Raw genomic sequence first — 25,666 nt, 5'->3', positions numbered from 1 at the left:
GCCGTTCACCCGCTCCTCCTGCTACTCCTTCGCGAGGAACGCGTACGCGGTGGACACGAACGGGTCGCCGGCGCGGAAGCGGCGGGTGCACAGCGCTGCCAGGGCCGTGCCGGTGTCGGGCCGGAAGCCCAGGAACGCCTGCTGGCCGAGGGTGGCCCCGCCGTGGAAGTACATCGGCCCGGCGTCGGTGGGGTGCCGGAACCACGCCACGGTGTGCACGTGCCGGTGCCCCAGACCGCGTCGGAGCACCGGCGTGCGCACCGACCACAGCGCACCCGCCAAGGGTGAACCGGACGGGTCGAGGTGGGCTTCGAGGAAGGTGAGCAGGTCGTGCGGGGTGGCCCGGACGGCACCGGCCGCCTGGAAGCCGCCGGCGTCGAAGGCGGGGACGGGCGTGCGTCCGTCCTTGCCGTGCCCTGCGGCGTCGGTGTCGGGGCCGCGGGCCCGCAGGGCTGTGTCGCTCAGGGCGAGCGGACGCAGGACGTGCTCGGTGAGCAGGTCCTCCCACGCCCTGCCGGTCGCCGCCGCGACGGCATGACCGAGCACGGCGACCCCGAAGTTGGAGTACCGCCACCGGGTGCCGGGCCGGTGCCTCGGGCGGTGCCGCAGGAAGGCGTCGATCACTCGCGCGGCCGGGTAGCGGGCGTAGGGGTTGGTGCGCCAGGCGGGCAGACCGCGGGCGAAGAAGCCGGCCGGCAGAGTGGGCAGCCCGGACGTGTGGGTGAGGAGGTGGGCGAGCGTCACCGGCGCCGCGTCGGTCCGCCGCGCCGGGTCCAGGCAGGCGGTGGCCGGCTCGCCCCCGGACAGCAGGCCGCGCCGGATCAGCTGGGCCAGCAGCAGTCCGGTGAACGTCTTCGAGGCCGACCCGAGTTCGTAGCGCAGGTCCTGACGAGGGGTCGGCGGGGGCGGGGCGGTGCCGCCGCAGTGGATCGTGCGGCGGCCGTACCGGGAGACGGCGAACACGACGTCGGGTGCGTCGGCTGCGTCGACGGCCGACTCCAGTCGCTGGTGCAGTTCGTCGCCGTCCGTGCCGGTGCCGGCCGAGGGGCCGCCGGGCGTACGGGCTTCGTCGGTGTCGAGGCAGTCGTCGTCCGCCCGGGAGTCCTCCCCGGCGTGCGGGTCGCCCGGCCAGGGCGTGGTGCGGCCGGTCATGAGGAGGCGTGCGCCAGCTCGGTGAGGGAGCGGGAGGTGGCCAGTACGGAGGCGAAGGCGGCGACCAGCGTCGGGTGGTAGACGATGTCGAACACCTCCTCGGGATCGCCCTCGGGCATGGTCCGCACGGCGGGCATGGCACCGTCGGGCTGCTGCGCGGCGGCGAAGTCCTCCCAGGCCCGCTCGTCGAGGGCGGGGCGGGGCAGGCAGGCGTCGACGACGAGGAGTTCGCCGAGCAGGTCCCAGCGCTTCAGGTCCTGCCAGTCGTCGATCCAGACCGGCAGCCACGTCGAGAGGTAGTCGGCGATGTCCGGCGGCAGGCCGTCCGGGCGCTCTCCCCAGTCGGTGAGGTGGAACACCGTGTGGGTGATGTCGTAGGCGATATGCCCGGAGACCGTCCAGGGCTCGGGCGTGTGGGCCAGCCAGGTCGCGCCGACGAGGTCCGCCTCCCGTGTGCGGGGCGTGAGGCCGAAGCGGCGCTGGAACGCGGACAGCCCGAGGCGTCGGGTCGGGTCCAGTTCGAGGGACGCCCAGCTGTTCAGCCGGTGGTAGAGGACGGTGGCACGCTCCACCTCGGGCTCGCTGTACCCCAGTTCCTTGTAGGGGAGGTACACCTCGAACGGGATGGGCGAGAGCGGCTCGATGCGCTGGCCGCGTGCCAGCATGCGCCCGCCGTCCAGCGTGTGCCGCCACGTGTGGTCCAGCAGCCGCCGCGCCAGTTCGGCCTGTCGCGATCCGGCCACTCCCTCGCGGAACAGGACCCGGCAGATCAGGGCCAGTTCGCCGACCGGCTTGAAACGCTCCAGGAAGCCCACGTCCGGATCGACGTCGGGCTCCAGGCGGAATCCGTCGCGATGGGCCCACAGCCACTCCAGGGCGCGGACGCCGACGGTGTGCATCAGACGGGTGTCGGTCATCCGGGCACTCCCTGTTCCCCGTACCGGTTCTGCATGGCCCCTGTGTGCGGCCCACGGCCGTCGCGGGCGTTCCCGTCGACGTCGCCGGTGAGGCGCTCGACGGTCAGCGCCGCCGCGAAGGCGGCCATCAGGGTGGAGTGATAACAGTGGCGGAAGTCCGGTTCGGGGGCCGCTCCCACGTCCTCCTCGGGGAGCGCGCCCGAGTCGTACTGCGCCCGCGCGATCCGGACCCAGGCGTCCTGAAGCATCACGGAGTCGGGCAGGCCCGGGAGGCTCCCGGCCACGACCAGCAGTTCGCAGCCGAGGTCCCACATCCCGGCGTCCAGGCAGGTGTCGAGCCACGGCGGCAGCCAGTCGGCCAGATAGGCGGCCAGGTCGGCGGGGACGCCCTCGGTGGTGCGGCCCCAGTCGGTGAGGTGGAAGACGACGTGGGTGAGCGCATACCCGCAGGAGCGCTCGAACGTCCATGGTTCCGGCCGGCCGCCCAGCCAGGTGCGTCGCAGCGCCTGCGCGGACTTCTCCGGCCGGTATATGCCGCTGCGCCGCTCGGCTCGCAGAACGCCGAGTCGGCGGGTCGGTTCCTGCTCGGTGAGCCGCCAGCCGCGAGCGCGGGCTACCGTGGCGGCGGCGGCCTCGTATCCGGCGTGCCGCAGCCCGGCAGCGGCGAAGACGGAGTACACCTCCAGCGGGTACGTCGCGAAGGGCTCCAGCCTCTGCAGGCGCAGAAACAGCTCGCCCCGGCCGGTCTGCTGCCAGGCGAACTCCAACAGGTCGGACACGCACGCGTGCAGCGGGTCCGACGGCTCGGTGTGCAGACGTATGCTCGCGCATGTCTGGGCCAGTTCCCCGAGCGGTTTCCAGGTGAGGTCGACCTGGCCGTCGGCGGTGAGAGCCTCGTCCCCCAGGGCGAAGTCGCCGCGGTGCGCGGACAGCCAGGTGAGCGCGGCGGTCTCCACCTCCCGGATCTTCCGGACGTCCACCGCGGTCATACGACCGCTCCGGCCCACCGCATCGCCCGTGCCGCCTCCACCTGGAGGGCGACGCGCGGGTCGCTGCCGCCCATCAGCTCCACGAAGTCCAGCCCGGTCTCCAGGCCCAGTTCGTCAGGCACTCCGTCCAGCAGGGTCAGCCAGCGTCCGGCCCCGGCGGCCTGCTGCCAGTCCCTGCGACGCACCGCCCGTACGAAGCCCCGGGCGAGATCGACCGGGCGCCGCCGGGCCGCGCGGGCCACCGCGCAGTCCTCGCCGGGCACCGCGAGAGGAGCCAGGACGGCGAGCTGGTGCGTCAGGAACTGCCAGGTCGCCCCGTCGAGCCAGTCGGCGTCGGGTTCCGCGTCCTCGTCATCCGCGGGTGAGCCGGTCAGGGGCGCTTCGAGCCGCCGTAGCGTGCGACGCATGGCCCAGTGGCTCCACGCGACGGTGGGGGCCGCGTCGGCACGGGGCGGGAATGCCGCCACGGTCTGCCGGAACACAGTGAGTGCCTCCGGGGCGGGCGGGGTGTGGGAGAGGACGTGCGGCAGCAGCAGGTCTGCTCCCATCACGCGTACGGCCGCGGCGCCGAGGTTTCCCTCGAGGCCGTCCACCGCGGCGGTGCCGGACACCGGGACGTGGTCTCCGCCGCGGAGGGCGGAGACCACGTCGGACGCCAGGTCCTGCACCGCGCCCTGCAAGAGGGCCGAAGTGCCTGACTGCTCCATTCAGCTACTCCCGTCGGCTCGCTCAGCCCTTCTTGGGGCGGGGGGTCGGCGGCGAAAGCAGCAGCTTGGTGTCGGCGGAGAGGAGCGCCAGCGCGGCGCATTCCCGGCTGTCGCGGTAGACGCCGTCAGGTTCGGCGGGGTCGAGTGCCGCTTCGACGTCGACGCTCCGGATGCCGGTGAGTTCCTCGATCGTCTTGTCCGTGGAAGGCATACGACCATCTCCTCGGGGTTTGCCAACAGCCTTCGACTTCAGATCATCACATCGGCACAGAACGCGCAAACTGCCACATGGATCACAATAGGTAACTTGTTCAACATTCAGGATATTTGCTGCGTGATGCGAGTTCCACAACTCCCGTCTCACTGACATGAATTGCCATCAGTTCTCGCAGTCGCGAGCGCCCGTGCTCGACGCTCAGGAGGAACGCCCCGGACTTAAGGACCGGGGCGTTCCTCTGACTCACTGGATGGGGGAGTCGGGCGGGGGGAGCCGGATGGTGCGCTCCCGGTCGACGGAGTCGACGCCGTCCACCGCCTCCAGGGCCGGTATCCGGTCCTCCGCGACGGTGCCGGAGAGCGTGCCGACGATCGGCTGCTCGCCCGTGACCGTCAGCCCGGCCCGCCGCAAGGCCTCGACCACCTCCGCGAACCGGTCGGGGTCGACCGCGAGGACGACCCCGACCGGCGCGGACCGGGACGGCTCGCTCACGGCGCCTGAAGCAGGCCCGCGCCTACGTCCCTGACGGGCTGCGGCAGCGGGAAGGCACTGGCCTTCAGACTGGCCATGAGATCGGCCGCGGAAGCGTTGGGGTTCGCCTGGGCGAGCAGTGCGAGGACACCCGCGACGTGCGGCGTGGCCATACTGGTGCCGCTCAGGTTCTGGTACCCGCCGCCAGGGGCAGCCGAGCGCACGTCCCTGCCGGGCGCGGCGACGTTGATCTCGCCGCCCTGGCCGTTGATGCCGCCGTTGGAGAAGACCGACGTCGTGATCGCCCTGTCGAGCGCGGCCACCGCGAGGATGGAGGGGCAGTTGGCGGGCCTGCCGACGGGCTCGATGAGCGGGGGCCGGCGGCTGTCGTTGCCCGCCGCAGCGACGATCACCGTGCCGCGCTCGAGCGCGCGCTGGGCCAGAATCTCGTACGTCTGCGGGAAGAGCTCGCCCGGTCGGACCCGCCCGCCGAGCGACATGGAGATCACCCGAGCGCCGCGGGCGACGGCCCAGGCCATGCCCGCCAGGATCTGGCCGTCGCTGCCGACGCCCGCGTTGCTGAGCACCTTCGCCGCGAGGATCCGGGCGTCGCAGGCCACGCCGTAGCGGGGTCCCTGCTGAGGGTTGGCCGGACCGGCGGCGGTGCCGATGCAGTGCGTGCCGTGGCCGTTGCCGTCCTCGACGGTCTCGCCGGGCACGAAGGAGACCGTTGCCTCGATGCGCCCGACCAGGTCCGGGTGGTCGGTGTCCACGCCGGTGTCCAGGACGGCGATCTTCACATCGCGTCCGGTCAGGCTGGACAGGTTGGCCCGGATCGCCTGCAGGCCCCAGGTCCACTTCTGCTCGTCCGCGGCCGGGCCCTGGGCGGCGGCGATCTCGGCCCTGGTGTGGCGGTCGACCACGTCCTCGTCGCTGCGGTAGGCCGGGTAGAACTCGGTCGGCGCCTGCTGGGGGGCGGTGATCGGCGAGGCGTAGACCAGGCGCTCAGGCTCGGCCGCGATGATCGAGTTCTCCGTCTCCGCCGTGGTCACCAGCGAGTGGCGCTGCTCGGGCCGTACCTCCACGATGGCGGCGGCGAGGTCTTCGAAGAGCACCGAGACATCGGGGCGCTCAAGGAGCTCGGAGACGTTCGCGGCCTCGGTTCCGCGGACACGTTCCATGGGCGCGATGTCGGCGGCGGAACGCAGTGCGTTCAGTCCGCTCTCCTGGTTACTCGGGTCGAGCAGCACCACGTACCGACCGGTGTACTCCGTACCCTGGCCTGTTACGGCGCCATTGGGCCGAAAGGGCTGCTCGCCGAAGGCGCGCCTGTCCATGGGTCCGTTCGCCATTGAATTTCCCGCTTTCTTTTGCGCTTTCCCCGGGTGCGTGGACGCGCGTCGATGCATGGCGTGTCAGCCGCCAAGGGTGGTGGGGCGCGGTTCAGCCGTGTATCGACGCGTGGTGCCGCCGCCTGGCAAGGCTGTTCCCTGCCAGGCCGTTCGGCATTGCTCCCTCACTCACCGTCGCACTGGGCCCGGAGGCCCGCAACACAGCGCCGCTACCCGTGGGAGGAGCTCCGACCTCCGCAGGCGGGGAAGACCGCAGTGCCTCTGCGTGCCGGTGACGCTCCGTCACCCGGGCGCCCGCTCCCCGGAGCAGGCTCGCCTGAATGCGGCGGCCGCGGCGATGCCACCGCTGCCGGGCGCGACGCTGGAGGCCGTGTGCGACCTGTGGCGCGTCACCCAGATCCTGTCCCGATGGCCCTCGGCCCCTGCGGACGGCGGCGGCCGAGCGGTGAGTGACGGTTACGCGGCGAACCGGCCCGCGTATGCGGCCAGGCAGTAGTCCCAGCCCCGCGGGGACTCCACACCGCCGCGCACCGCGGGCGCTCCGGCGCCGTGGCGCTCGAAGTGGCGGTGTTCGAGCTCGACACGGGTACGTCCCTCGCCCTCGGCGACGAAGCGCACCTCCACCTCGCTGGCGTGCACCGGGTCCGGGTCGTACTGCCACTCGCCGTCCAGGTGCCAGGCCAGCACGAGACGGTTGGGCGGCTCGTACGCGAGCAGCCGTCCGGTGTCGCACTCGGAGCCGTCGACCCCGACCTCGTACCAGCGTCCGCCGGCCCTGGGCTCGACGACGAAGTCGGCCATGTCGACCTTGCCGATGTGGTACTCCTTCGGCCACCAGCCGCCGAACTGCTCGGTGAACACCTTGAACGCACGCTCCGGCGTGGCGGCGATGGTGATCGTCTTGCGTACCGCGTCCTGCGCCTGTGCGGGCTCGCTCATGATTTCGGTCCTTCCGCCGGCTTTGCCGGTTGTGTCGCGTCCTGCTCCGTATCCGCTTCGGCGTCCTGTTCCACGGCCGCCGCGAATGCGGCCGGCGCGTGGTCCCACATCCGGTCCAGGTACTCGCGCAGCGCGGCGATCGCGGCAGGCTGGACGCGGTACACCCGCCGGGTGCCCTCCGGTTGATCGGCCACCAGCCCGGCCTCCTTGAGCACCTTCAGATGCTGGGAGACCGCCGGGCGGCTGACGGGCAGCAGTTCGGCCAGCTCGCGCACCGGCTTCGGGGCCGCCACGAGGCTCTCGAAGATCGCGCGCCGGGTCCGGTCGCCCAAGGCTTCCAGCGCGCGCCCGCCAACCATTCGGTAAGTCGCCGCTAACGGTAAGCCACCACTTACCAATGCGGCCGTCGCCGGTTCTGACGAGGGATTCCGGCGCGGGGCCCTAGCGGCTCGCCCGATCGATGGCGCGCAGTCGCGCGATCACCGTTTCGAGGCCGGCCTGGATCGCGCCCAACTGAGTGGCGGGCATGTCCCCGAACAGCTCCCTGGCCAGGGTGTCGCGACCGCTGCGGAGCCCGGCGGTCAGCGTGCGGCCCTGATCGGTGAGGGACACCAACGTGGCGCGCCGGTCGGCCGGATGGGCTGCGCGGGCCACCAGGCCGTCGGCCTCCAGGGCGTCCAGCAGACCGGTGACATTGCGCGGGGTGACGCCGAGCTGTGCGGCCAGCGCCCGCTGGGTCATGGGCCCGTCGTGGAACAGCGCCCACAGCAGCCCGGCCCGCGCCCGGGTCAGGCCGTGTTCGGCGACCCCGCGCCGCATCATCGCGCCGAGCACCTCGGCGAGCTCGAAGAGCCGGTCCAGTGAGACGCTGTCGGAAGGGGCCTCCTCGGGCATATCGTGAAGTGACTTCACTGTGTACGACCTCCGCAAAGCATCGTAGCCCTCAGGGACTCGCTGTCGAAGAGGACGGTGACCAGCCATGACCACTCGGACCAGGCCGCCTGTCCGGTCCCATCCGCTCTTCGCCCGCTTCTACACCAAGGTCGCCGGCCCCGCCCTCGACAAGGCCGGCATCACGGAACACCGCAGGCGCCTGCTGTCCGGTCTGACCGGCGAGGTCATCGAGATCGGGGCGGGCAACGGCCTGAACTTTCCGCACTACCCGCCGGAGGTGACGCGGGTGCTGGCCGTCGAACCGGAGCCGCGCCTGCGCGCGCTGGCCGAGCAGGCCGCCGTCACGGCCCCGGTGCCGGTGGAGGTGACCGACGGAGTCGCTGAGCAACTGCCGGTCGAGGACGCCTCGTTCGACGCGGCCGTCGTCTGCCTGACCCTGTGCTCGGTGGCCGACGCACATGCCGCCCTCACCGAGACTCACCGGGTCCTGCGGGCCGGCGGACAGCTCCGCTTCTTCGAGCACGTACGCGCCGACTCACCCGCCATGCGCCGCGTCCAGCGCGCCCTGGACGCCACCGTCTGGCCCCTGCTGATGGGCGGGTGCCACACCGGCCGTGACACCCGATCCGCCATCGCCGCAGCCGGGTTCACCATCACCTCGATGGAGAAGTTCGCCTTCCCCGAGACCCGCCTGCCCTCCCCGGCGGCCACCCACATCCTCGGCACAGCCGAGCGCCGCCACCCGGAGGGCACACGATGACCACTCCCGAGCACGAGGCTGCGACCTCATCTGGGCAGCGCCGCGGCCGAGGCCGCTGCGACCGTGCTGTGTGCATCTCGCAGCGTTGCCGTCGACCGCCCGGCGGCGTCGCGCATCACTCCGTACGGACTATTCCCCGCTCTGCGTCGGCGCGGCCGCGTCCTCTCGCGGCCCGTCGGGGACGGTATAGAACACGGATGTGCCCTGCTTGGTGCGCTGCGCCTGGTTCCTGGCGACCAGCCCTTCAAGGGTGGTGCGCACCACGGTTGTCTTGACGCTGCGTTCGGGATGGGCCTGGCCGAGGGCTGTGGCGATCTCCGCCGCCGAGCGCGGTTCGCTCTGCTCGGTGAGGTGACGGCGGACCAGGTCGACCAGTGTGGGCTGTGCCGGCTTCGCTGCCTCGGCCTTGCCCGTGCCCTTCTCGCCGGCCGACTTCCCGGACGTGGCTCGATGGGGCTGCGAAGCGGTCTTCTTCGTCCGGGTCCGTTTGCCTGTACCGGACTTGGTGGTCGTCTCCTTGCGGGGAGCGGGCACCGCGATGTTGTCCGACGGGGCCGTGGGCCCCGCGGGAGCCGGAGTTGCCTCGATCGCTCGCTGGATGTTGACCAGCACCGTGTGGTCACGCTGGAGGGCCGCCAACTGGTCCTGCAACGCGGCGATTTCCGCACCGAGGCGTTCTTGTTCCTTGGCGTTGCGTTCGAGGTCGGCGTTGACTTGAGCGCTGTACTGCGATGTCAGTTCGGTGGTGGAGATGTTCTCGGACATGGGGCGCACAACCTTTCCTTGGTTGAGGGCGAAGGGTCTGTCACACATGTGTGCTGTCCCGGGTCGATGCCTGTAGGGCAGCAGCAATATCCCATGCACAGTGCCCTGCCACAGCGATAGTACGGACAACCGGAGCAGGTTGTTTCCTCGAGCATGTCCATGGCCCAGGTCATGCCTCAATGGCCGCCGGTCGAGCGGGCGTCCCGGGCTCTGGCACAAAGGGGCAGTCGGTCGGGGTCAATTCGGCGGTACGACGGTGATGACGACGTTGCCGATCTTCTGCCCGGTCTCGACATACCGATAGGCGTCGACGATCCGCTCCAACGGGTACCGTCGGTCGATGACCGGCCTGAACTCCCCTGACTCGATCAGGTCCCGGAAGTACCGCACCATCTCCTGGTCCTGCCTCGGAAAGGGAAACTTCACCTTCCTGCCGCGGAAGAGGGGCGTGACGAGCGGCAGAAGCAGGTTCTGCCACCCGGGGCCCAGCTCCGAGGACAAGTACAGCCCGCCGGGTTTCAACAGCCGCCTGCAGCGCCCGAACGTGCTCTTGCCGACCGTGTCGAACACCGCGTCGTAGCTCTGCTCGTCCCTGGTGAAGTCCTGGGCCGTGTAGTCGACGACCCGGTCCGCGCCCAGACCCTTCACCAGCTCCAGGTGCGCCGTGCCGCACACCGCGGTCACGGTGGCCCCGCAGTGCTTCAGGAGTTGCACGGCCGCCGAGCCGATGGCGCCGGTCGCGCCGTGGACGAGGACGTCCTGCCCCGCCCGGACGCCTGCCTTCCTGACGAACGCCGGAGCGTAGTGCGCGCCTTCGGTACCGGGAGCGGCCTCCTCGAAGGTCACGCCCGTCGGTACGGTCGCGATGGCGCCGTCCTGCGGAACCGACAGGTACTCGGCGTGGGTGCCGAATGCGCCCTCGTTGTACCCGAAGACCCGTTCGCCGACCGTGAAGGACGTGACGCCGCTGCCGACCGCTTCCACCACTCCCGCGTATTCGGTTCCAAGCACGGTACGCCGTGGTCGGGCAAGCCCGGTGAACGTGCGCATGAAGAAGGGTCGGGCCGCCCGGTAGCACAGTCCGTCCGGTTGACCGTCGTCGCGTGCACCTTGACGAGAACGTCGCGGTTCCCGATCGAGGGCTGGTCCACTTCGACGATGTGGACCACGTCCGGAGGTCCGTACCGGTTGCGCACCGTTGCTTTCATGGGCGAAGCCTAGCGGCGGTGTTCACTTCCACTCCGCAGGTGCTTCGGCGGCCGGAAAGCGGCGCTGAACCTGTGAGGATCATGAGAATTTGTGTGATCTCTGCGGTGCCTGGGCAGACGCCGCCGTTATGAGCACCCCCCATCGGAGCACGGTAGACGAGGCCACGGAGCAGCAGAGCCTGGGCGGGCGAGCGGCGCCGCCACTCGCCCCCTCGCAGGCGGAACGGCTCAGAGGCGGCGGGCGGGGCTTTTCGTCGGCACTGCGTGGTGGGCGGGTGGCGGGGCTGGACGGATTGCGGACGGTCGCCGTGGCGTTGGTGATCGTGTATCACGTGGAGCCGGACCTGGTGCCCGGAGGCTCGGTGGCCGTGGACGTCTTCTTCACGCTCAGCGGTTTTGTCATCACCCGGCTGCTGGTCGCCGAGTACGCCCGTACCGGTCGCATCGGCCTGTGGTCGTTCTACCGGCGGCGGTGGCTACGGCTGGTGCCGGCCATGCTGGTGATGTGCGCGGTCACCGCTTTGCTGGCCGTGGCGTTCCCGCTGCCGCTGTTCGACGGGGCGTGGGTGGCGGCGGTGCTGGCCGCGGCATCGGTGGTCAATCTCGTACGGGCTGGGGAGTCCGGACCGTACTCGGATCTCACCGCGCCGCTCAGCCACACATGGTCCTTGGGGGTGGAGGAGCAGTTCTATCTGGCCTGGCCGCTCCTGCTGTTGGTGCTGCTACGGCACGCGACGGCGCGGACGGTGCTGGGCTGGGTCGCCGCGCTGTGCATCCTGCCGATGCTCTGGCGGATGATGCTCTGGGACCCCACGGCGGCGCACCGCATCTACAACGGCCCCGACACCCGCGCCGACCAGCTCCTCATCGGGGCTCTGCTGGCCGTCGTCCTGGCCCGGCTGCGCGCCGACGACCCCCGGCTGGCGCTGCTGCGCCGATGGGCGGGACGGCTCTGCTGGCCCGCGCTCGCGCTGCTGGGACTGATCGCCTGGCAGATCCCGATCACCGAAGCGAGCGGGTGGACTTCTGTGTGGTACACGGTCGGATTCCTGGCCGCCGCCGTTCTGTCGGCCACGGTGGTGGCCGCTTTGGACCTGTGCCCGCAGTCGTGGCCTGCCCGGCTGCTGTCGGTGTCCGCGCTGGCATGGGTGGGACGCAACCTCAGCTACGGGATGTACCTGTGGCACTACCCCGTCATCCGGCTGCTCTCCGACATCGGTGTGGACGGCGGCCGGCTTCTCCCCGCGGGCGTCGCGGCGACGGTCGCGGTGGCCCTCGCCTCGTACGTCCTCGTCGAACGGCCCCTGCTGCGACGCGACCGGTTCCGCGTGCGCCGGCTGGAGCCCGTTGTCGCTGCGGCTCGCTCCCCAGCCCAGTGACCAGCGCCCTCCAGATGGAACTTCCTCAATGCCGGCCCATGGTCGGAGGCCGGTTCCTCGACCTGCGGGTGTCGGGCCGGGCCGACACCGCGGGCGTCGCGGCGACGGTCGCGGCGCCGGCCCAGCGCGCGGCGGCGCATCCGGCACATCATGAACCCCTGCCACTCAGTCAGCCGCCCAGCTCGGACGCGGGCTCGGCTGTGCGGCGCCTCGGGGCGGATATGGGTACTCCCGCTGTCGTACGCGCTCGGGCATGCCCGCTCATACGGTGGGGGGTGACGTCCTTCGATCGCCTGACCGCCTGGCTGCGGGGCCTTTTGTTGAGGTCCGTGGATCTGCTCGGGTGGCCGTGGTCGCGTGGTTCACCGGGCTGGACGCGGCGTCGAACGAACCGGAGTACCGGCAGGCGGACTGGTTCGCCTGGCTGCTGCTGGCGGTCTCGCTGTCGGCGCTCGTGTGGCGGCGGCGGTGGGGCCGATGCCCGTTGCGGTGGTGCGGGGGCGGCGTGCGCGGGCTGGGTGCTGCAGGTGAGGCATGCGCCGACTTGCTGGCGTTGCTGGCGTACGGCGTCAACCTCCGCTCCCGCGCCGGAGCGGACGCACGCGACCTGGACAGAACGGTGACCGCTGCCCTCGCCTCGCTCGGTGGCCCGACGGCACCCTGACGGCTCTCGCCCTTCAGCGCCGGGCCCTGCGCTCTGCCTCCTCCTTGACCGAGGCGAGCGATCCGGCGACGGTCGCCTCCCAGCGGGCGGCCACCTTCTCACCCCACCAGGCTCCGGCCCGCCACAGGTCGGTGCCCAGCTCCCCTTCGTACAACAGGCGGGTTCCAGTGGGCAGTTCGGTCAGGGTGAACGACTCGACGACGTAGGGGACCGGACCGCGCACGAGGCGGAAGTCGACGCGCTCGGGGCGGCTGAACCGTACGGTCTCCACCGTGACCGCCGTCCAGCGCCCGCCTGTTGGCGTGACGTGGGCCGCCAGCACCATGTCGCTGCCGCGCTCCAGAACTCGCACCTTCTCCCGCATGGCCCGGGTGGCGCGCCCCAGGTACGGCTGGGCGATCACGTCGAAGACCATGTCCCGGGGCGCCGCGATGTCCAGGGTCTGCGGCCCGAGCGGTCTGACACGTCGGCCCACGCCCAGGTCGACCGGCAGTGCCCCGCTGACCAGCCCGGCGTATCCGCCGACGGTCATGGCCGCCGCGGTCGCCGTCCATGCTGCCGTCCGGACCAGCCGGCGGCCGCTCACGACGTGCCCTCCGGCTCGCCCTCAACCGTCACGCCCTGCCAGAACGCGACGTGGTTCCTGATCCTGCGGGCGAGCGGGCTCGGGTGCGGGTAGTACCAGGCCGCGTTCCGGTTGGTCCGCCCGTCGACCGTGACGGTGTAGTAGCGGGCGAGCCCCTTCCAGAAGCACAGCGACCGGCTGCGGGTCTCGGTGAAGTACTCGCGGTGCAGCGCTTCGGGCGGGAAATAGTGGTTGCCCTCGACGATCACGGTGCGCGGGGCTTCCGCGATCACGGTGCCGTTCCATACTGCGCGCAGCATTGCCGTGCTCCTCGTCATGCGCGGTGGAGGTCCTCAACGAAACGCCATGCCCGGGCGAAGGCGCGGCTCAGTAATGGCGCTCACTGTGCGTCCCGACCAGGATGCGGCAGATGTGGGCGTCCGTGCACTCGGCCGGGTCGGTTGCGGCCGCCCGTTCGGTAAGCGCGCGCAGCGCGGCGCGGGTCTGGCGCAGTTCGGTCAGGCGCCGGTCGATGTCGGCGAGGTGCTGGTCGATGAGCGCCGTGACGTGTGTGCAGGGGGAGGCTCCGGCGTCGCGCAGCGCCAGGACGGAGCGGATCTCGGCGAGGGTGAGCCCGGCGCCCTGGGCGTCGCGGATGAACGCCAGCCGCCGCGTGGTCCGCTCCGGGTAGTCGCGGTAGCCGCCCGGGGTACGGGGTGGCTCCGGCAGCAGCCCGGCCTGCTCGTAGAAGCGGATGGCCTTCGTGGTCAGCCCACTGGTGGCGGCGAGGTCGCCGATGCGCATACCCCCAGGCTAGCCCTTGACCTTCCAGTGCGCTGGAAGGTCTACGGTCCCCACAAGGAGCCAGGAGGTGTCGCCATGAACGCGAGGGATGCCGGGGTACGGATCACAGTGCTGGCGGTTCCGGACTGCCCGAACGCGCCGGTGGTGCGCGAGCGGATCGCGGCCGCAATCGAAGGCCACGCCGCGTCGGTGGAGTTCGTCGAGGTGTCCGACGAGGCCACAGCCGCATGGTGGCACATGACGGGCTCGCCCACCCTCCTCCTCGGGGGCGTCGATCCGTTCGCCCTCCCGGGCGCCGACCCGAGCCTGTCGTGCCGCCTCTACCGCCACGCCGACGGCACCACGGACGGCGCACCGAGCGTGGCGGACCTGCGCCGGGTGCTGGCGGCGTCCGGCCGTGATCCGTATCTGATCAGTGCCCCGTAGTACCCCTCTGACCAGGTGATTCACGAGAGCGCGGGCGGGGGCGAGTGCGCAGGCGTTGTACCTGCCGGGCACCGCCGGTGTGCTCGGTGGCCGGGCAGCGGCCGAGCTCGAACACTGGCTTGTGCCTTGGTCGTACGACCCTCCGGCCTCGGTCGAGTTCGGCGCCGGGGTGTTGGGCGGGATCGGGGACGCGGCCGGAACCGACGGCTCCCGCTACCTCGAGCTGTACGCGACCGCATCGCAGATCCGGTTCGGCGCGGTTTTCGCCTTCTTCGTGCCCGGGGCTCTGCTTCTGACCGGGAATGGCTGGGGGCGGCTGTTGCCCGGCCGGCGCCGTTGCCGGTGTGGTGGGCCCCCAAGGCGAACCGCCACTGAGCGAGATCATCGAGGACCTCGGCACCTGACGAGACCCTGGATCGCCGATCCCGGCACATTGCGAGAGCTGATGTCCGAGTTACTACTCGTCGAAGACGTGGCCGGCTCCAGTTGGCACGGACACGGTGAGATCGACGGTGCCGTGGGTGATTTGGGCGTCCGGACGAGTTCGCCCTGGCCGACTGGGTGTCCTCCAGGTGGTGCTGGCGGCTCTTCCGCAGTGGTTCCGGGGCCAGCAGGAAGGAACCGCCGCGGCCCACCAGTACGCAGCCGCGACCGTCATCGATCAGGCCGTGGTTCGGTCGGCAGAAACCCCTCCGCCGGCACGGGCGGCCGTTCGCTCATCTCTCGACCTGTACCGGCTACGAGCGGAGCGGATCACTCGGCGGGCTGCAGGGGGCGCGAGGGCCAGTTGAGGAGGCGGGCGCCGAGCGCGGCGGTTTGCAGGATGTAGCGCTGGTCGGGATCGGTGGGGTCGTGACCGGTGAGTTGCCGGATGCGGGTGAGCCGGTAGGTGACCGTGCGCACGCTCACCCCGAGTCGGCGCGCCGTGGTGGTGTTCAGGCAGCCGCTGGCGAAGTACGCGGTCAGGGTGTCCAGGAGGGCCTTGGGCCCGCCGCGTGCCCCTTCGAGGTCGCCGAGGACGGTGGCCACCAGGTCGGTGATGGCTGCGCGGTCCCTGCCGAGGACCTGGAAGACCAGAAGGTCCGAGGCGTGGACGACCGGGGCGGTTCGGCCGAGCAGGGCGGCGAGGTCGAGGGTGCTGCGTGCCTCCTGGTAGGAGCGGACGATGCCGCTGGGACCGGGCCGGGGCCGGCTGACGGCGATCCGGTACGGCTCGTCGACAGCGGTGCCCACCTTGGCGGCGAAGACGTCCGGAACCTCCGGTGCCGCACCGGGCGAAACGCACACGAGCAGGCCGTCCTTGGTGGTGATGAGTACGTCCCGTGTATGGAACCGGGTAGTCAGTGCTTCCTCGACATAGCGGGTGGTGTCATCGCCCGCCTCGAACGCTCTCTCGGCACGGGCGACGGTCACCCGGTGCGGCCCGACCAGCCGCAGCCCGAACCGTTCGGCTCGCTCGGCGAGACGGCCGAGGTCGGTGTGGCCTTCGAGGAGGTCGCCGACGAATTCCCGCCGCGTCGCCTCCTCGCCCCGGATGGCTGCCCGGTGGGCGGTTTCGTAGCCCTCGGTCAGCGCCACCGTCGCGTCACCGATCGCCCTGATCACGGCGGAGGCGACTTCCTTCAGGTCCTGAGGGTCCGTAGTCTGCCGGGAACCCGGCAGGTCGGTCCAGGCGCGGCAGACGGATTCCAGGTATTCGGCGACCAGGAACCGCAGCGCCGTGCCGCGGTCGGCCGCGGCGGCGGCGAGCAGTCGTAGGCCCTCGAGTTCGTCCTTGGGCAGACGCCGTTTACTGAGGGAGATCCCTGCGAGCTGCTCCCAGTGGCGGCTCATGTCCGCCGTTGAGGTTGAGGGCTTGCTCGCGGCGACGGGCGCGGTATTCGGTGCGCGCGCCGTGGGACCTGAGGTCGCCGCATGCGGTTCCTGGCGGTGTTTTCGCGTCGGCATGCCCCCATTTTGCCGAACAGCGGCAAAGCAGGGGGCCCTGAGACGTCCTTGTTCGGTCGAGCTCGGCAGGCGTTCGGCTGAGCCGCAAGGGTAATCCGTGAGTAAAGCGCCTGAGGGAGACCCACGCCAAGGGGGTACTGCGCTGTGCCCCGAAGCCGCCTCACCTGTTTGTTCCAGAGGATTGCCGGGATCCTCCTGGTGACGCTGGGCTGCCTGCTCGCGGTCCCCGCGGTGAGCGCGGCGCAGTCGCCGACCGTGCTCATGGTGCGCATCGACGACACCATCACGCCGGTCGTCGCCGATCACCTTGACGAAGGGCTGCGCACCGCCGAGCGGGAGGGTCATGAGGCGCTCCTGGTCGAGATGGACACTCCGGGCGGGCTGCTGCAGTCGACCAGGGAGATCGTCAAGGATGTCCTTGCCTCCGACGTGCCCGTCGTCGTCTACGTCACCCCTTCCGGTGCACGTGCGGCATCTGCGGGCGCGTACATCGCGCTGTCCGCACACGTGGCCGCCATGGCGCCCGGTACGCATATCGGGGCCGGCACGCCGGTGACCGGGCAGGGCGAGGAGGCAAGCGAGAAGGTCGTCAACGACGCGGTCGCCTTCGCCGTCTCGATCGCCGAGCAGCGAGGGCGAAGCACTGATTTCGCCCGGGACATGGTCCGCGACGGCAGGGCGGTGTCCGACCAGGAAGCCCTGCGGATCAACGTCGTCGATCTCGTGGCGCCGTCCCGAGACGCTCTGCTCACGCAGCTGGATGGCCGCCTTGTCATGGTCGGTCCGGAGGGTGCGGAGCACGAGGTCGTTCTGCAGACGGCCGGAGCACAGGTCGTGGAGCACGAACTCGGCTTCTTCGGCGAGCTGCGGCAGATGCTGGCCAGTCCGGAGCTGGCGTACCTGTTCCTGTCGATCGGCACGCTGGCCGTGATCTATGAGTTGGCCAGCCCTGGCATGGGGGTCGGCGGTGTCCTCGGTGTCGTCCTGCTTGTCCTGGGGTTTGTCGCGCTGAGCGTGCTGCCCTTCAACGTCGGCGGGCTGCTCCTCCTCGCGCTGGCAGCCGCTCTGTTCGTCGCGGAGGTGCTCACGCCGGGGGTCGGGGTCTTCGCCGCCGGGGGAACGGTGTCCCTGCTGTTCGCGGGAGTGCTGATGTTCCGCGGTGAGGTCGGGGTGGATCCGGCGGTGCTGTGGCCGACCGCCCTGGTGGTGGGAGGCGGCTCGGTCCTTGCGGGCCGGCTGGCCTGGCGTGCCCGCAGGGCGCCGGCGACGACCGGGCACCAGGCGCTGCTGGGCCGCGACGCCGTCGTACGGCACGCCGAGGGTGGCACCGGTCAGGTGCTGCTCGAAGGGGCCTGGTGGACCGTCCGCGGCCGCGATGCCCCGGTCGCCGAAGGACAGCACGTCCGTGTGGTCGACCACGACGGCCTGGAGCTGGTCGTCGAACACGCCGAACCCGCACAGGGCCAAGGCACCGAACAGGAGGACGGACCATGAACTCAGCACTGCTCGGCATCATCCTCGGCGCGGCCGTCCTGCTTCTGCTGCTCATGGCCGCCGTGAAGATCGTTCCCGAGTACGAGCGCGGGGTGATCTTCCGCCTCGGCCGGATCATCGGAGCAAAGGGGCCGGGGCTGTTCGTCATCATCCCCGTGGTGGACCGCATGGTCCGCGTCTCGCTGCGCACCATCACGATGGACATCCCACCCCAGGACGTCATCACCAAGGACAACGTCACCGTACGGGTCAACGCCGTCACCTACTTCAACGTCGTCGACCCCAACCGCTCCGTCGTGGCCATCGAGGACCACATCAAAGGCACCTCGCAGATCGCCCAGACGACGCTGCGCAGCATCCTCGGCCAGGTCGACCTGGACGAGCTGCTGATCAACCGGGACGAGATCAACCAGCGCCTCCAGCAGATCATCGACGACGTCACCAACCCGTGGGGAGTCAAGGTCACCCTGGTCGAGGTCAAGGACGTCGAGCTGCCCGAGGCCATGCGACGCGCCATGGCCCGCCAGGCCGAGGCCGAGCGCGACCGGCGGGCCAAGGTCATTCACGCCAAGGGCGAGTTCGAGGCCGCCCAGACCCTGGCGGACGCCGCCGAACGGCTTGAGGGCCACCCCGCGGCCATGCACCTGCGGATTCTCTCGACCATGGCCGAGATCTCCAGCGAGCGGAACTCCACCCTCATCTTCCCCCTCCCGATGGAGGTGCTGCGCCTGGTCGACATGCTTCGGCCGCCCGACGCCACGCAGAGCAGTGCCCGCACCGCATAGCCGAGACCCCGCCGAACGGTCGCGCTCGCGTGGTGTCCGCAGCCCCAATCCGCAGCCCGAAAAGGACCCAGGTGATCGGTATGAACCCCTCGATGGACGACCGGCGCATCCTCGCCGAGATCGAGCGTCGGCTCGCCCGGGACGATCCCGAGCTGGCCTCGCTGTTGGACGCGCTGAACCACCAGTTCCCTCAGGAACCGGACGACGCCGACGACCACGGCGGAGGGCACGGCCTACGCCGGAAGGTCATCGTGGCACTGCTCATCGTCGCGCTGGCGGGCCTGATCCTCACGGCGCTCCTTGCCAAGCCACCCCCGGCCGACGACAACCAGGGACCACCGGCGAAGGGGCTCGCTCCGGCCGTGGCTGTCCACACCCGGCGTCGTGGCCCTCGGTCTCGGACAGGCACCGCGCCGACACCGCCCGCGCAGCGGGCGTCAGCAACCGGACTCGAACTCCCAAGGAGGGGGATTCATGCGTGCACGTGACCTGGCGCAGCCGTATGTCTCGGTCAGCACGGACACCGATGCCGTAGAAGCGGTGAGACTGCTCGTCGAGCAGGGGCTGCCGGGTCTTCTGGTCGTCGGCCGGGCCGGGCAACCGTTCGCGATGCTGCCCGCCAGCGATGTGGTCAGGACGCTGCTCCCCGGCTACATTCAGGAGGACCCGGTGCTCGCCGCCGTGATCGACGAGCCGCATGCCGATCGCCTGTGCCGCGCACTGGCGGGACGCACACTCGCCGACCGTCTCCCGACGGGACGGCCCTTCCTTCCCGCTGCCGCTCCCGATCGCACGGTCATGGAGCTGGCGGAACTGATGGCCCGCACCCGAAGTCCGCTCATCGCCGTCGTCGAGCGGGATGCAGGGGGCTCTCGCCGCCTCCTCGGCGTCGTCACGGCCTCCCACCTGCTGGAACGGCTCCTTCAGGCGTGAGCAGCCCTGTCGGCTCGAAGCACCATGACCCCGTTCCGGGGCACCGAAAGGTCAGCCGCATGCGTGAAGGCAACCGCAAGAACCGCACCTTCCTCGGCCGTCTCCCGCTGCCCGAGCGCACGTTCGTTACGGACGCCCTGCGCACGGAGACCGTCGGTGGCGTGGTGCTGCTCGCGGCGGCCGCCGTGGCGCTGGTGTGGGCCAACACTCCGCTGAGCAGCGCATACGAGTCCGTACGGGACTTGCACTTCGGCATCGATGCGCTGGGGCTGGACCTCTCCGTGGCCCACTGGACAGCCGATGGGCTGCTGGCGATCTTCTTCTTCGTCGCCGGCGCCGAACTCAAACGTGAGCTGGTGGTCGGCGAACTGCGCCACCCCGGAACAGCGGTCCTGCCCGTGGTCGCAGCCGTCTGCGGCATGGTCGTACCGGCCCTGGTCTACGGACTCGTCGCCACGTCCGTGGGAGGAACATGGAACGGCTGGGCCGTCCCCATGGCCACCGACATCGCCTTCGCGCTGGGCGTCCTCGCGGTGATCGACACCCATCTGCCCTCCGCGCTGCGCGCCTTCCTGCTGACGCTCGCGGTCGTCGACGACCTGGGAGCCATCTTCGTCATCGCCCTCTTCTACACCTCGACGATCAACATTGCCGCTCTCATCGGCGCCGTCCTCGGGCTGGGGCTGTTCTTCCACCTGCACGACCGACGGCGCGTGCACGGCTGGTACTGGTACCTGCCGCTCGCCCTGGTGATCTGGGGCCTGACGTACGCCAGCGGCGTCCATGCCACCGTGGCGGGAGTCGCCATGGGACTGCTGCTGCGGGTGGCGCCGGACGGCGAACGAGGCCGACGGCCGGCCGAGCACATCGCGCACCTGGTGCGGCCGGTCTCCGCCGGGGTGGCCGTCCCGCTGTTCGCCCTGTTCGCGGCCGGCGTCAGCGTGTCCGGCGACACGCTGGGGATCGTGGTGAGCAGTCCGGAACCGCTGGGCGTGGCCCTGGGCCTGGCCGCCGGCAAGGTGCTGGGTATCTTCGGCGGCTCCTACCTCGCCGTCCGCTTCACCCGGGCACGCCTCAGCCCGGATCTCGCCTGGGCGGACGTGATCGCCGTGGCGATGCTGGCCGGTATCGGCTTCACCGTCTCACTGCTGATCGGCGAACTCACCTACACCGACCCCACAGAACTCGAGCACATCAAGGCCGCCGTCCTCCTCGGCTCTCTGACCTCTGCCGTCCTGGCCTGCGTGCTGCTGAGACTGCGCAACAACAGATACCGGAGGCTTTATGAGGAGGAGAACCTCGACGAGAACGCCGACGGCGTCCCCGACGTCTATCAGCGCCACGACGCCGACTCGGCCACTCGGAACGAGGACCGCCCCGGTCAGAGCGGAAACTCCGAAACCCCCTCCGCACGCGAAGGCGATCCACCGTGCCCAGGAAAGCTGCGCCCTCTGCCACCCGCTCCCGGCGAGTGAGACTGTCAGTGGGTGGACATCGTGCTGGTCCGGTCCCGTGGATGCCCCGGCCTGTCGGCTTGGGCGCGGGGCCGCCGGCTTCAGTCCGCAGGAGATGGTGATGAACGGCTCGGTACGGATGGGACGAGTTCTCGGGGTGCCGCTGCGCGTCCACTGGACCGTGCCCCTGCTCGTGATGCTCTTCGGGTACAGCCTGGGCAGCCAGACGCTGCCCGCCGCGGTCCCGGACCAGTCGAACGCGACCTACACGGTCGCCGGCCTGGCCGGTGCGCTGCTGCTTCTGGGGAGCCTGCTGGCTCATGAGGTCGCCCACGCGATCACCGCCCGGAGGAAGGGCATCGAGGTCCAGAGCATCACGCTCTGGGCGTTGGGCGGGGTGACAGAGATGGGCAGGCCGGGCGCCGCACGCGCGGTCTTCCTGGTGGCCGTGAGCGGGCCGCTCACCAGCCTGGCCGTCGGTGCGGCGACGTTCGGGGCGGGCATCGGGCTGGACGCGGTGTCCGGCTGGGCGGTGCCCGTAGCCGTCCTGGTGTGGCTCGGATGGGTCAACGTCGTCCTGGGCGTGTTCAATCTGCTGCCGGCCGCGCCGCTCGACGGAGGACGGGTGGTGCAGGCACTGGTCTGGTGGCGTACCGGAGACCGGGACCGGGCCGAACGGGCAGCCGCACGCGGTGGTCAGGTCCTCGGCATCCTGCTGATCGCTCTCGGATGGATCTCCGTCCTGCGCGGCGTCTTCTCCGGTTTGTGGCTGGCGGTCATCGGCTTGTTCCTCGTGATCGTCGCCAGTGCCGAACGCCAGCGCGCACGGCTGGCCCCGGCCCTGCACGGAGTGAAGGCGGCCGACGCCATGTCCAGTCCCGCGGAGACCTGCCCGGACTGGTTCACCGTGGAACGCTGCGTCCAGGACGTGGCCCTGCGCACCCACCACTCGACGCTCGTCCTGACCGACTTCGAAGGACGTCCCAGCGGCCTGCTGCACCTTCCCCAGCTCGTGCGGATCCCCGCCGAGCGGCGGCAGACGCTGCGCGTGCGTGATGTGGCGACTCCACTGTCGCGGAGCACCACCTGCGCGCCGGACGACCTACTGGAAGACGTGCTCGAAAAGCTCTCGCCAGGCCGTGGCCTGCCCATCCTCGTCACCGACGGGCAACATCCAGTGGGCATCATCACCGCCCGGGACGTCTCCCGGATCGTCGAGCGCCACGCACTCCGCGGCACGAGGCACCGGTGATGGCCGGTCCACGCGGGACCGGGCGGACGGCTGGGCGGCACTTCGGCTGCTGGGCATCTAACGGTGGCCCAGACGGGTGTGCCGCAAGCGTCGGCGTACGAGCCTGCGCAGCCATGCCATCGGATGCGCCGGACCGGTGCCTGGGGACGGTGGCTGTCGAGCGACAAGCGGCGCGTAGGGCACGAGTTCGCGGGTGCCGTCGGCTTCCATGACGCAGACGGGCACGTCCCCCGCCTCGTTCGACCGGTCGACGCGGATGGTGAATGGCTGCGGCGGGTCACCGGGAAGCTCTGCGGCCAGCACCGTGAGATCCCTGGGGCGCCCCTGCCGTGAGGCGACGACTTTGCCGTCGACAAGCAACTCGGTGGGGCCCGACGCTGCTGTCTGAACCGTGACCGAATGCCCGTCCCGGTCGAGGTGAAAACGGTGGCTGCGGGCCATGAGGTACCTCCCGAGCCCAGTCACCACATGTACTTCAAGTGTACGAATCGCGGGGCACCGGGGAGGAGGAGCGGGGGGGAGTTCACGTGCGCTCCGAGAGCGAGGTACTGCGCGGGCCCCCAGTCCGGGCAATCGGGCGGTGGCTGCGTGGGACCGGTTACCGTTGGCGTTCGCTTCGTGCGGTGTTGAGGGCATCCACCGCTCCGCGTGGGTCTCCGACCGTCGCGTAGTCGACCGCGATGAAGGTGACTGGGCTTCCGCGCTGCCGCTCGCACGTGTGCACTCTGTCCAGCACCCGTTCCCGGGAGTTGACCCTGCCGGCGTCGAGCCGACTCGAGCCGCCGACCGCGACGAAGTGGTTGAGGAGGAACAACTGCCCGTCAGCGCCTCCCCGGTTCGGTCGGCACGCCATTTCCTGGGGGCTGTTGAAGGCGAAGGGTGTCTCCATGCCGTAGCGGTAGAAGTTGCGGTACCACGGAGCCGGCCCGTCCGCCTTTTCCGCGAAGACGACCAGCCGCCGACCGCTGTCGATCATGTCGCCCAGTTGGGGCCACTGACGGGTGGGGTCCGAGCCGGGTTCGTACAGCAGGTCCGCCAGCCCCGCCTGTTCGAAGGCTCTCTCTGTCTCCTCCGGACTGATGCCGTCCTGCACGATCAGCGTGACGATCTCCGTCGGATGCGTCCTCAGCCAGTCACCGATCTCCCGCAGGGTGGGCACCAGCTCGACCGCGCCGGCTCCGCAGACCGAGTGGCACAGCCACAAGCCCTCCCGAGGCGGGTTCACCTGTTCGAGGGCACGGGTGAGCTGTTCTCGAAGGCGCGGTGGGAAGTCGGAGGTGTTCAGACGGTCGGCGATCTCCTGCGGCTCCTCCCAGTGATGGGTGTCGATCTGCAGCGCACGCACTCCGGCGTTCAGCTGACCGGTGATGTCCGGGTCCTGTGCCGGGCCGATGAACTGTTGCGCCGTCGTGGCCATCGCGTTGTGCGAGGTGAGGTGGGCGACCGCGTCGTACGGCATCTCGCAGAGACGGGGGCTGCCCTGGCAGATGCGCGGGGCCGACTGAGGAACCGTCCGTGCGGCCGGGACAACGCTGACCGTTACCGCCGCGGCCACTGCGGCCAGCAGTACCTGGCGGTGGCGGGGCCCGGCGAAGGAGGGAAGGACAGGCCGTGTCTGCCGGGCCCAGCTCACGATGACGACCAGGGCGCCCACGGCCAGCAGGAGTGTGGCGACCGATGTGGCCGTGGTCAGCACCCGTTCGAATGCCGTGCTCTGCACGTCGTCGATGAGGCGGGCCGCCGCCGGTGGCCAGGACGATGGGGTGTCGGCCGGCGACCCGCTCGCCGTGAAGCCGACGAGGGCCGCCGCCAGTGCGCTCAACAGTCCGGCCATGGCGAAGGCCCAGCCCAGCGCCATCGACCGGCGCGCGACGCCCGGCGGGCCGGAGAACCACACCAGGGCCAGAGCCGCGAGACCCACTCCGGCGGCGAGCGGCTCCACCACTTCCTGCAGGAGGCGGGTGGCGTGCCGCGTGCGGTCGAGCGGTGCCAGGACGTCGTCCGACGCTTGGAGATCGGTGGTGATGACCCAGGTACTGCCGCCGGCTTCCCGCAGCACGGCGGCGGCAGCGGCGCGAGTGCGCTGGGAGACGGCGGCCGGGGCGATGACGGCCAGCGCCGAGGCCACGTCTCCGCTTGCCAGCGCGGTTCGGACCTCGGGCTCGAGTTCTTGCCGGTCGGCCGTCGGTACCAGGCTCAGGAGCATGGTGGCGGCCCGCTCCGCCTGCCCGGGGGAGAGCGCCAGCGAGGGCAGCCCTTCGGGTCGTTCTCCGGCGACCAGCCGGGCCGCCGTCTGCTCAAGGCGGTCGGCGAACGCCTGGAAGTCGGGCTCGGACCGTTGCTGTATCGAGGCGATCGCGTCACCGAAGTAGGTCTGGGCGAGTCTGCCGACGTTCTCGGCGAGTGGCCTGACGTCCACCGTCAGACGCAGGGAGTCCCGATCGCCTTCGAGGTAGGCGATCACCTCGGCGATCTGCTGGTTCGCCATGGCCCGCAGCGTCTCCGGGGGAAGCACGATCCTCAGATTGGAAGTCACCGCTGGTTCGGGGACGGCCAGGCGGGCCAGCAGGTCGCGGGTGAGGGCCGCGCTCTGCGGGGCGACCAGCACTTCGTCGTAGAAGCGCTCGTAAACCCGTTCCTCCTCGAGAACCTTGCCGTAGAAGCCGGCATTGAGCACGGTACTGCGCACGGTGGCGGCGGCAGCCAGGACGGCCAAACACAGCACCGCCACCACCCAGGCCGTCGGATGCAGCCACCTCGCACCGCACCACAGCCCTCGCATCCCCCCATGGTGGATCACGCCCCCTGGGCTCGGCCACCCGCAGTCGGCGACCATCGTGCGGAAGCATCGACCGCATGCCCCGAGGGGCTCAGCACGCCCAACACGACCGCAGACTGGTTGGTCGGTGGTGTCATGGCTTCCCTGTCAGCGCGTCGTCGGGGCATGGGCGCGGGCCGACCTCCTGGACGCTGTGCACGTGTCGCTCGTCATGGTGGGCGCCGGGCCGTCGGACGCTCGTGCGCCCAGCCGCTGCGGTACCGGAGGGCCAGTCACCCAGCGCGGGACAGGGGCGCTCGCTTCGCCGGAGTGCTGGTGGGTTGGGCAGCCGTGCATCCGGCCGGTCACGGCCACTGCCTGCCCTTTGTCGTCACTGGGGTGCGGTGGTGACGACCGCGTAACTGCCGACTCCGAGGAGTTGGTCGCCGGGGATCTGTTCCTCAGCGGTCAGCAGGTGACTGACGCGTCCTGACTGCTCGTCGAATTCGATGTCGATCACCGTGCCCTTGTTGAGACCCGCTTCAGTCAGTACCGCCTTCCCGATGGGGTCGTGCGTCGCGTGGGCGTGGTTGCCGGGTTCGATGTCCTTCTCGTCGCGGATGCGACCGGCCTCTTCGACGGCGACTGCGTCGGGGCCGAACGACTGGACGTCGCTCCAGTCGAGGGTGTGGTTTCCGCGACCTCGGGTTTTGAGGCGCAGCCCGGCGATACGCGCCGGTGACGGTGCGACGGTGCACGCGGCGATCGTCCCCACTGTCTCGGCCGTCGTGAGGTCCATGACCGCCCTGCCGTGGGCTTTGGTGAACAACACTG

At 70.6% G+C, this 25,666-nt stretch carries 29 protein-coding genes and 1 pseudogene; 11 read left to right on the top strand and 19 right to left on the bottom strand.

What is annotated here, in order from left to right:
- Positions 1 to 21: 21 nt before the first annotated feature.
- The 7 genes from ABT063_RS03195 to ABT063_RS03165 all read right to left on the bottom strand — a co-directional run bounded on the left by ABT063_RS03195 (position 22) and on the right by ABT063_RS03165 (position 5,805).
- Complete coding sequence (locus tag ABT063_RS03195) at positions 22 to 1,152, bottom strand: serine hydrolase domain-containing protein (RefSeq protein ID WP_351055348.1); 1,131 nt, start codon at positions 1,150 to 1,152, stop codon at positions 22 to 24.
- A complete protein-coding gene (locus tag ABT063_RS03190) occupies positions 1,149 to 2,069 on the bottom strand; it encodes a DUF6895 family protein (RefSeq protein WP_351055346.1) in 921 nt (306 codons plus the stop codon). Before ABT063_RS03190 ends, ABT063_RS03195 begins: the two co-directional genes overlap by 4 nt.
- A complete protein-coding gene (locus ABT063_RS03185) occupies positions 2,066 to 3,058 on the bottom strand; it encodes a DUF6895 family protein (protein ID WP_351055345.1) in 993 nt (330 codons plus the stop codon). Before ABT063_RS03185 ends, ABT063_RS03190 begins: the two co-directional genes overlap by 4 nt.
- Positions 3,055 to 3,765, bottom strand: coding sequence for a hypothetical protein (locus ABT063_RS03180; RefSeq protein ID WP_351055344.1), 711 nt, complete (start codon positions 3,763 to 3,765; stop codon positions 3,055 to 3,057). Before ABT063_RS03180 ends, ABT063_RS03185 begins: the two co-directional genes overlap by 4 nt.
- A 22-nt stretch (positions 3,766 to 3,787) precedes the next feature.
- A complete protein-coding gene (locus tag ABT063_RS03175; RefSeq protein WP_351055343.1) occupies positions 3,788 to 3,976 on the bottom strand; it encodes a hypothetical protein in 189 nt (62 codons plus the stop codon).
- 249 nt (positions 3,977 to 4,225) lie between these two features.
- Positions 4,226 to 4,474 carry a hypothetical protein gene (locus ABT063_RS03170; protein ID WP_351055342.1) on the bottom strand — a complete coding sequence of 83 codons (249 nt, stop codon included), beginning with the start codon at positions 4,472 to 4,474 and terminating at the stop codon, positions 4,226 to 4,228.
- Positions 4,471 to 5,805: a S8 family peptidase gene (locus tag ABT063_RS03165; RefSeq protein WP_351055341.1), complete on the bottom strand. Its 1,335-nt coding sequence runs from the start codon at positions 5,803 to 5,805 to the stop codon at positions 4,471 to 4,473. Before ABT063_RS03165 ends, ABT063_RS03170 begins: the two co-directional genes overlap by 4 nt.
- 271 nt (positions 5,806 to 6,076) lie before the next feature.
- Between ABT063_RS03165 and ABT063_RS03160 the strand changes: the two are divergent.
- A pseudogene (locus ABT063_RS03160) lies at positions 6,077 to 6,217 on the top strand (aldo/keto reductase); the annotation flags it as partial.
- Positions 6,218 to 6,261: 44 nt separating this feature from the next.
- Here the strand turns inward: ABT063_RS03160 and ABT063_RS03155 are convergent.
- From ABT063_RS03155 to ABT063_RS03145, 3 genes are all read right to left on the bottom strand, one after another.
- Positions 6,262 to 6,744: an SRPBCC family protein gene (locus tag ABT063_RS03155; RefSeq protein WP_351055340.1), complete on the bottom strand. Its 483-nt coding sequence runs from the start codon at positions 6,742 to 6,744 to the stop codon at positions 6,262 to 6,264.
- A complete protein-coding gene (locus tag ABT063_RS03150) occupies positions 6,741 to 7,103 on the bottom strand; it encodes an ArsR/SmtB family transcription factor (protein ID WP_351055339.1) in 363 nt (120 codons plus the stop codon). Before ABT063_RS03150 ends, ABT063_RS03155 begins: the two co-directional genes overlap by 4 nt.
- 82 nt (positions 7,104 to 7,185) lie before the next feature.
- A complete protein-coding gene (locus ABT063_RS03145; RefSeq protein WP_351055338.1) occupies positions 7,186 to 7,638 on the bottom strand; it encodes a MarR family winged helix-turn-helix transcriptional regulator in 453 nt (150 codons plus the stop codon).
- A gap of 85 nt (positions 7,639 to 7,723) precedes the next feature.
- Between ABT063_RS03145 and ABT063_RS03140 the strand changes: the two genes are divergently transcribed.
- Positions 7,724 to 8,398 (top strand): class I SAM-dependent methyltransferase, encoded by a 675-nt coding sequence (locus ABT063_RS03140; protein ID WP_351055337.1) that lies wholly within the window; start codon positions 7,724 to 7,726, stop codon positions 8,396 to 8,398.
- Positions 8,399 to 8,527: 129 nt separating this feature from the next.
- On the opposite strand, the gene ABT063_RS03135 is transcribed toward ABT063_RS03140, so the two are convergent.
- Both ABT063_RS03135 and ABT063_RS03130 read right to left on the bottom strand, forming a co-directional pair.
- Entirely contained in the window at positions 8,528 to 9,163 is a 636-nt protein-coding gene (locus ABT063_RS03135) for a hypothetical protein (protein ID WP_351055336.1), read from the bottom strand.
- 237 nt (positions 9,164 to 9,400) lie between these two features.
- Positions 9,401 to 10,213, bottom strand: a complete 813-nt coding sequence (locus tag ABT063_RS03130; protein WP_502990740.1) for an NAD(P)-dependent alcohol dehydrogenase — start codon at positions 10,211 to 10,213, stop codon at positions 9,401 to 9,403.
- A 286-nt stretch (positions 10,214 to 10,499) separates the two neighbouring features.
- On the opposite strand from ABT063_RS03130, the gene ABT063_RS03125 reads away from it, so the two are divergent.
- Together ABT063_RS03125 and ABT063_RS03120 are read left to right on the top strand one after the other, a co-directional pair.
- Positions 10,500 to 11,750 (top strand): acyltransferase family protein, encoded by a 1,251-nt coding sequence (locus ABT063_RS03125; protein WP_351055334.1) that lies wholly within the window; start codon positions 10,500 to 10,502, stop codon positions 11,748 to 11,750.
- A gap of 343 nt (positions 11,751 to 12,093) precedes the next feature.
- Positions 12,094 to 12,414, top strand: a complete 321-nt coding sequence (locus ABT063_RS03120) for a hypothetical protein (protein ID WP_351055333.1) — start codon at positions 12,094 to 12,096, stop codon at positions 12,412 to 12,414.
- Between the two features lie 13 nt (positions 12,415 to 12,427).
- Here ABT063_RS03120 and ABT063_RS03115 read toward each other — a convergent pair whose 3' ends face one another.
- Genes ABT063_RS03115 through ABT063_RS03105 form a run of 3 tightly spaced genes read right to left on the bottom strand, consistent with a single transcriptional unit; the run spans position 12,428 to position 13,783 of the window.
- Positions 12,428 to 13,000, bottom strand: coding sequence for an SRPBCC family protein (locus ABT063_RS03115; protein WP_351055332.1), 573 nt, complete (start codon positions 12,998 to 13,000; stop codon positions 12,428 to 12,430).
- Positions 12,997 to 13,317 (bottom strand): DUF427 domain-containing protein, encoded by a 321-nt coding sequence (locus ABT063_RS03110; RefSeq protein WP_502990739.1) that lies wholly within the window; start codon positions 13,315 to 13,317, stop codon positions 12,997 to 12,999. Before ABT063_RS03110 ends, ABT063_RS03115 begins: the two co-directional genes overlap by 4 nt.
- 49 nt (positions 13,318 to 13,366) lie before the next feature.
- Positions 13,367 to 13,783 carry a heavy metal-responsive transcriptional regulator gene (locus ABT063_RS03105; protein ID WP_351055330.1) on the bottom strand — a complete coding sequence of 139 codons (417 nt, stop codon included), beginning with the start codon at positions 13,781 to 13,783 and terminating at the stop codon, positions 13,367 to 13,369.
- A gap of 75 nt (positions 13,784 to 13,858) precedes the next feature.
- On the opposite strand from ABT063_RS03105, the gene ABT063_RS03100 reads away from it, so the two are divergent.
- The gene (locus tag ABT063_RS03100; protein ID WP_351055329.1) at positions 13,859 to 14,209 is read left to right on the top strand and encodes a hypothetical protein; all 351 of its coding nucleotides are present in this window, start codon (positions 13,859 to 13,861) and stop codon (positions 14,207 to 14,209) included.
- 753 nt (positions 14,210 to 14,962) lie between these two features.
- Here ABT063_RS03100 and ABT063_RS03095 read toward each other — a convergent pair.
- The gene (locus tag ABT063_RS03095) at positions 14,963 to 16,042 is read right to left on the bottom strand and encodes a PucR family transcriptional regulator (RefSeq protein WP_351055328.1); all 1,080 of its coding nucleotides are present in this window, start codon (positions 16,040 to 16,042) and stop codon (positions 14,963 to 14,965) included.
- 282 nt (positions 16,043 to 16,324) lie between these two features.
- On the opposite strand from ABT063_RS03095, the gene ABT063_RS03090 reads away from it, so the two are divergent.
- From ABT063_RS03090 to ABT063_RS03065, 6 genes are all read left to right on the top strand, one after another.
- Positions 16,325 to 17,650, top strand: a complete 1,326-nt coding sequence (locus ABT063_RS03090) for an NfeD family protein (RefSeq protein ID WP_351055327.1) — start codon at positions 16,325 to 16,327, stop codon at positions 17,648 to 17,650.
- On the top strand, positions 17,647 to 18,435 hold the full coding sequence (locus ABT063_RS03085; protein WP_351055326.1) for a slipin family protein: 789 nt from the start codon (positions 17,647 to 17,649) through the stop codon (positions 18,433 to 18,435). The genes ABT063_RS03090 and ABT063_RS03085 overlap by 4 nt, the downstream gene beginning before the upstream one ends.
- Before the next feature lie 80 nt (positions 18,436 to 18,515).
- The gene (locus ABT063_RS03080) at positions 18,516 to 18,923 is read left to right on the top strand and encodes a DUF3040 domain-containing protein (protein ID WP_351055325.1); all 408 of its coding nucleotides are present in this window, start codon (positions 18,516 to 18,518) and stop codon (positions 18,921 to 18,923) included.
- A complete protein-coding gene (locus ABT063_RS03075; RefSeq protein WP_351055324.1) occupies positions 18,910 to 19,368 on the top strand; it encodes a CBS domain-containing protein in 459 nt (152 codons plus the stop codon). The genes ABT063_RS03080 and ABT063_RS03075 overlap by 14 nt, the downstream gene beginning before the upstream one ends.
- A 59-nt stretch (positions 19,369 to 19,427) precedes the next feature.
- On the top strand, positions 19,428 to 20,843 hold the full coding sequence (nhaA, locus tag ABT063_RS03070; protein WP_351055323.1) for a Na+/H+ antiporter NhaA: 1,416 nt from the start codon (positions 19,428 to 19,430) through the stop codon (positions 20,841 to 20,843).
- 100 nt (positions 20,844 to 20,943) lie between these two features.
- Positions 20,944 to 22,074 carry a site-2 protease family protein gene (locus ABT063_RS03065; RefSeq protein ID WP_351055322.1) on the top strand — a complete coding sequence of 377 codons (1,131 nt, stop codon included), beginning with the start codon at positions 20,944 to 20,946 and terminating at the stop codon, positions 22,072 to 22,074.
- 57 nt (positions 22,075 to 22,131) lie between these two features.
- Here ABT063_RS03065 and ABT063_RS03060 read toward each other — a convergent pair whose 3' ends face one another.
- From ABT063_RS03060 to ABT063_RS03050, 3 genes are all read right to left on the bottom strand, one after another.
- Complete coding sequence (locus ABT063_RS03060) at positions 22,132 to 22,515, bottom strand: hypothetical protein (RefSeq protein ID WP_351055321.1); 384 nt, start codon at positions 22,513 to 22,515, stop codon at positions 22,132 to 22,134.
- 157 nt (positions 22,516 to 22,672) lie between these two features.
- Positions 22,673 to 24,856: a PI-PLC domain-containing protein gene (locus ABT063_RS03055; RefSeq protein WP_351055320.1), complete on the bottom strand. Its 2,184-nt coding sequence runs from the start codon at positions 24,854 to 24,856 to the stop codon at positions 22,673 to 22,675.
- A gap of 367 nt (positions 24,857 to 25,223) precedes the next feature.
- Positions 25,224 to 25,664, bottom strand: a complete 441-nt coding sequence (locus ABT063_RS03050; protein ID WP_351055319.1) for a PRC-barrel domain-containing protein — start codon at positions 25,662 to 25,664, stop codon at positions 25,224 to 25,226.
- Positions 25,665 to 25,666: the final 2 nt, after the last annotated feature.

It is taken from the genome of Streptomyces sp. NPDC002838 (assembly GCF_040295365.1).
In the GTDB taxonomy this organism is placed as follows: Bacteria; Actinomycetota; Actinomycetes; order Streptomycetales; family Streptomycetaceae; genus Streptomyces.
The sequence above is the reverse complement of the archived record's forward strand: the minus strand, read 5'-3'. Positions and strand labels throughout refer to the sequence as shown.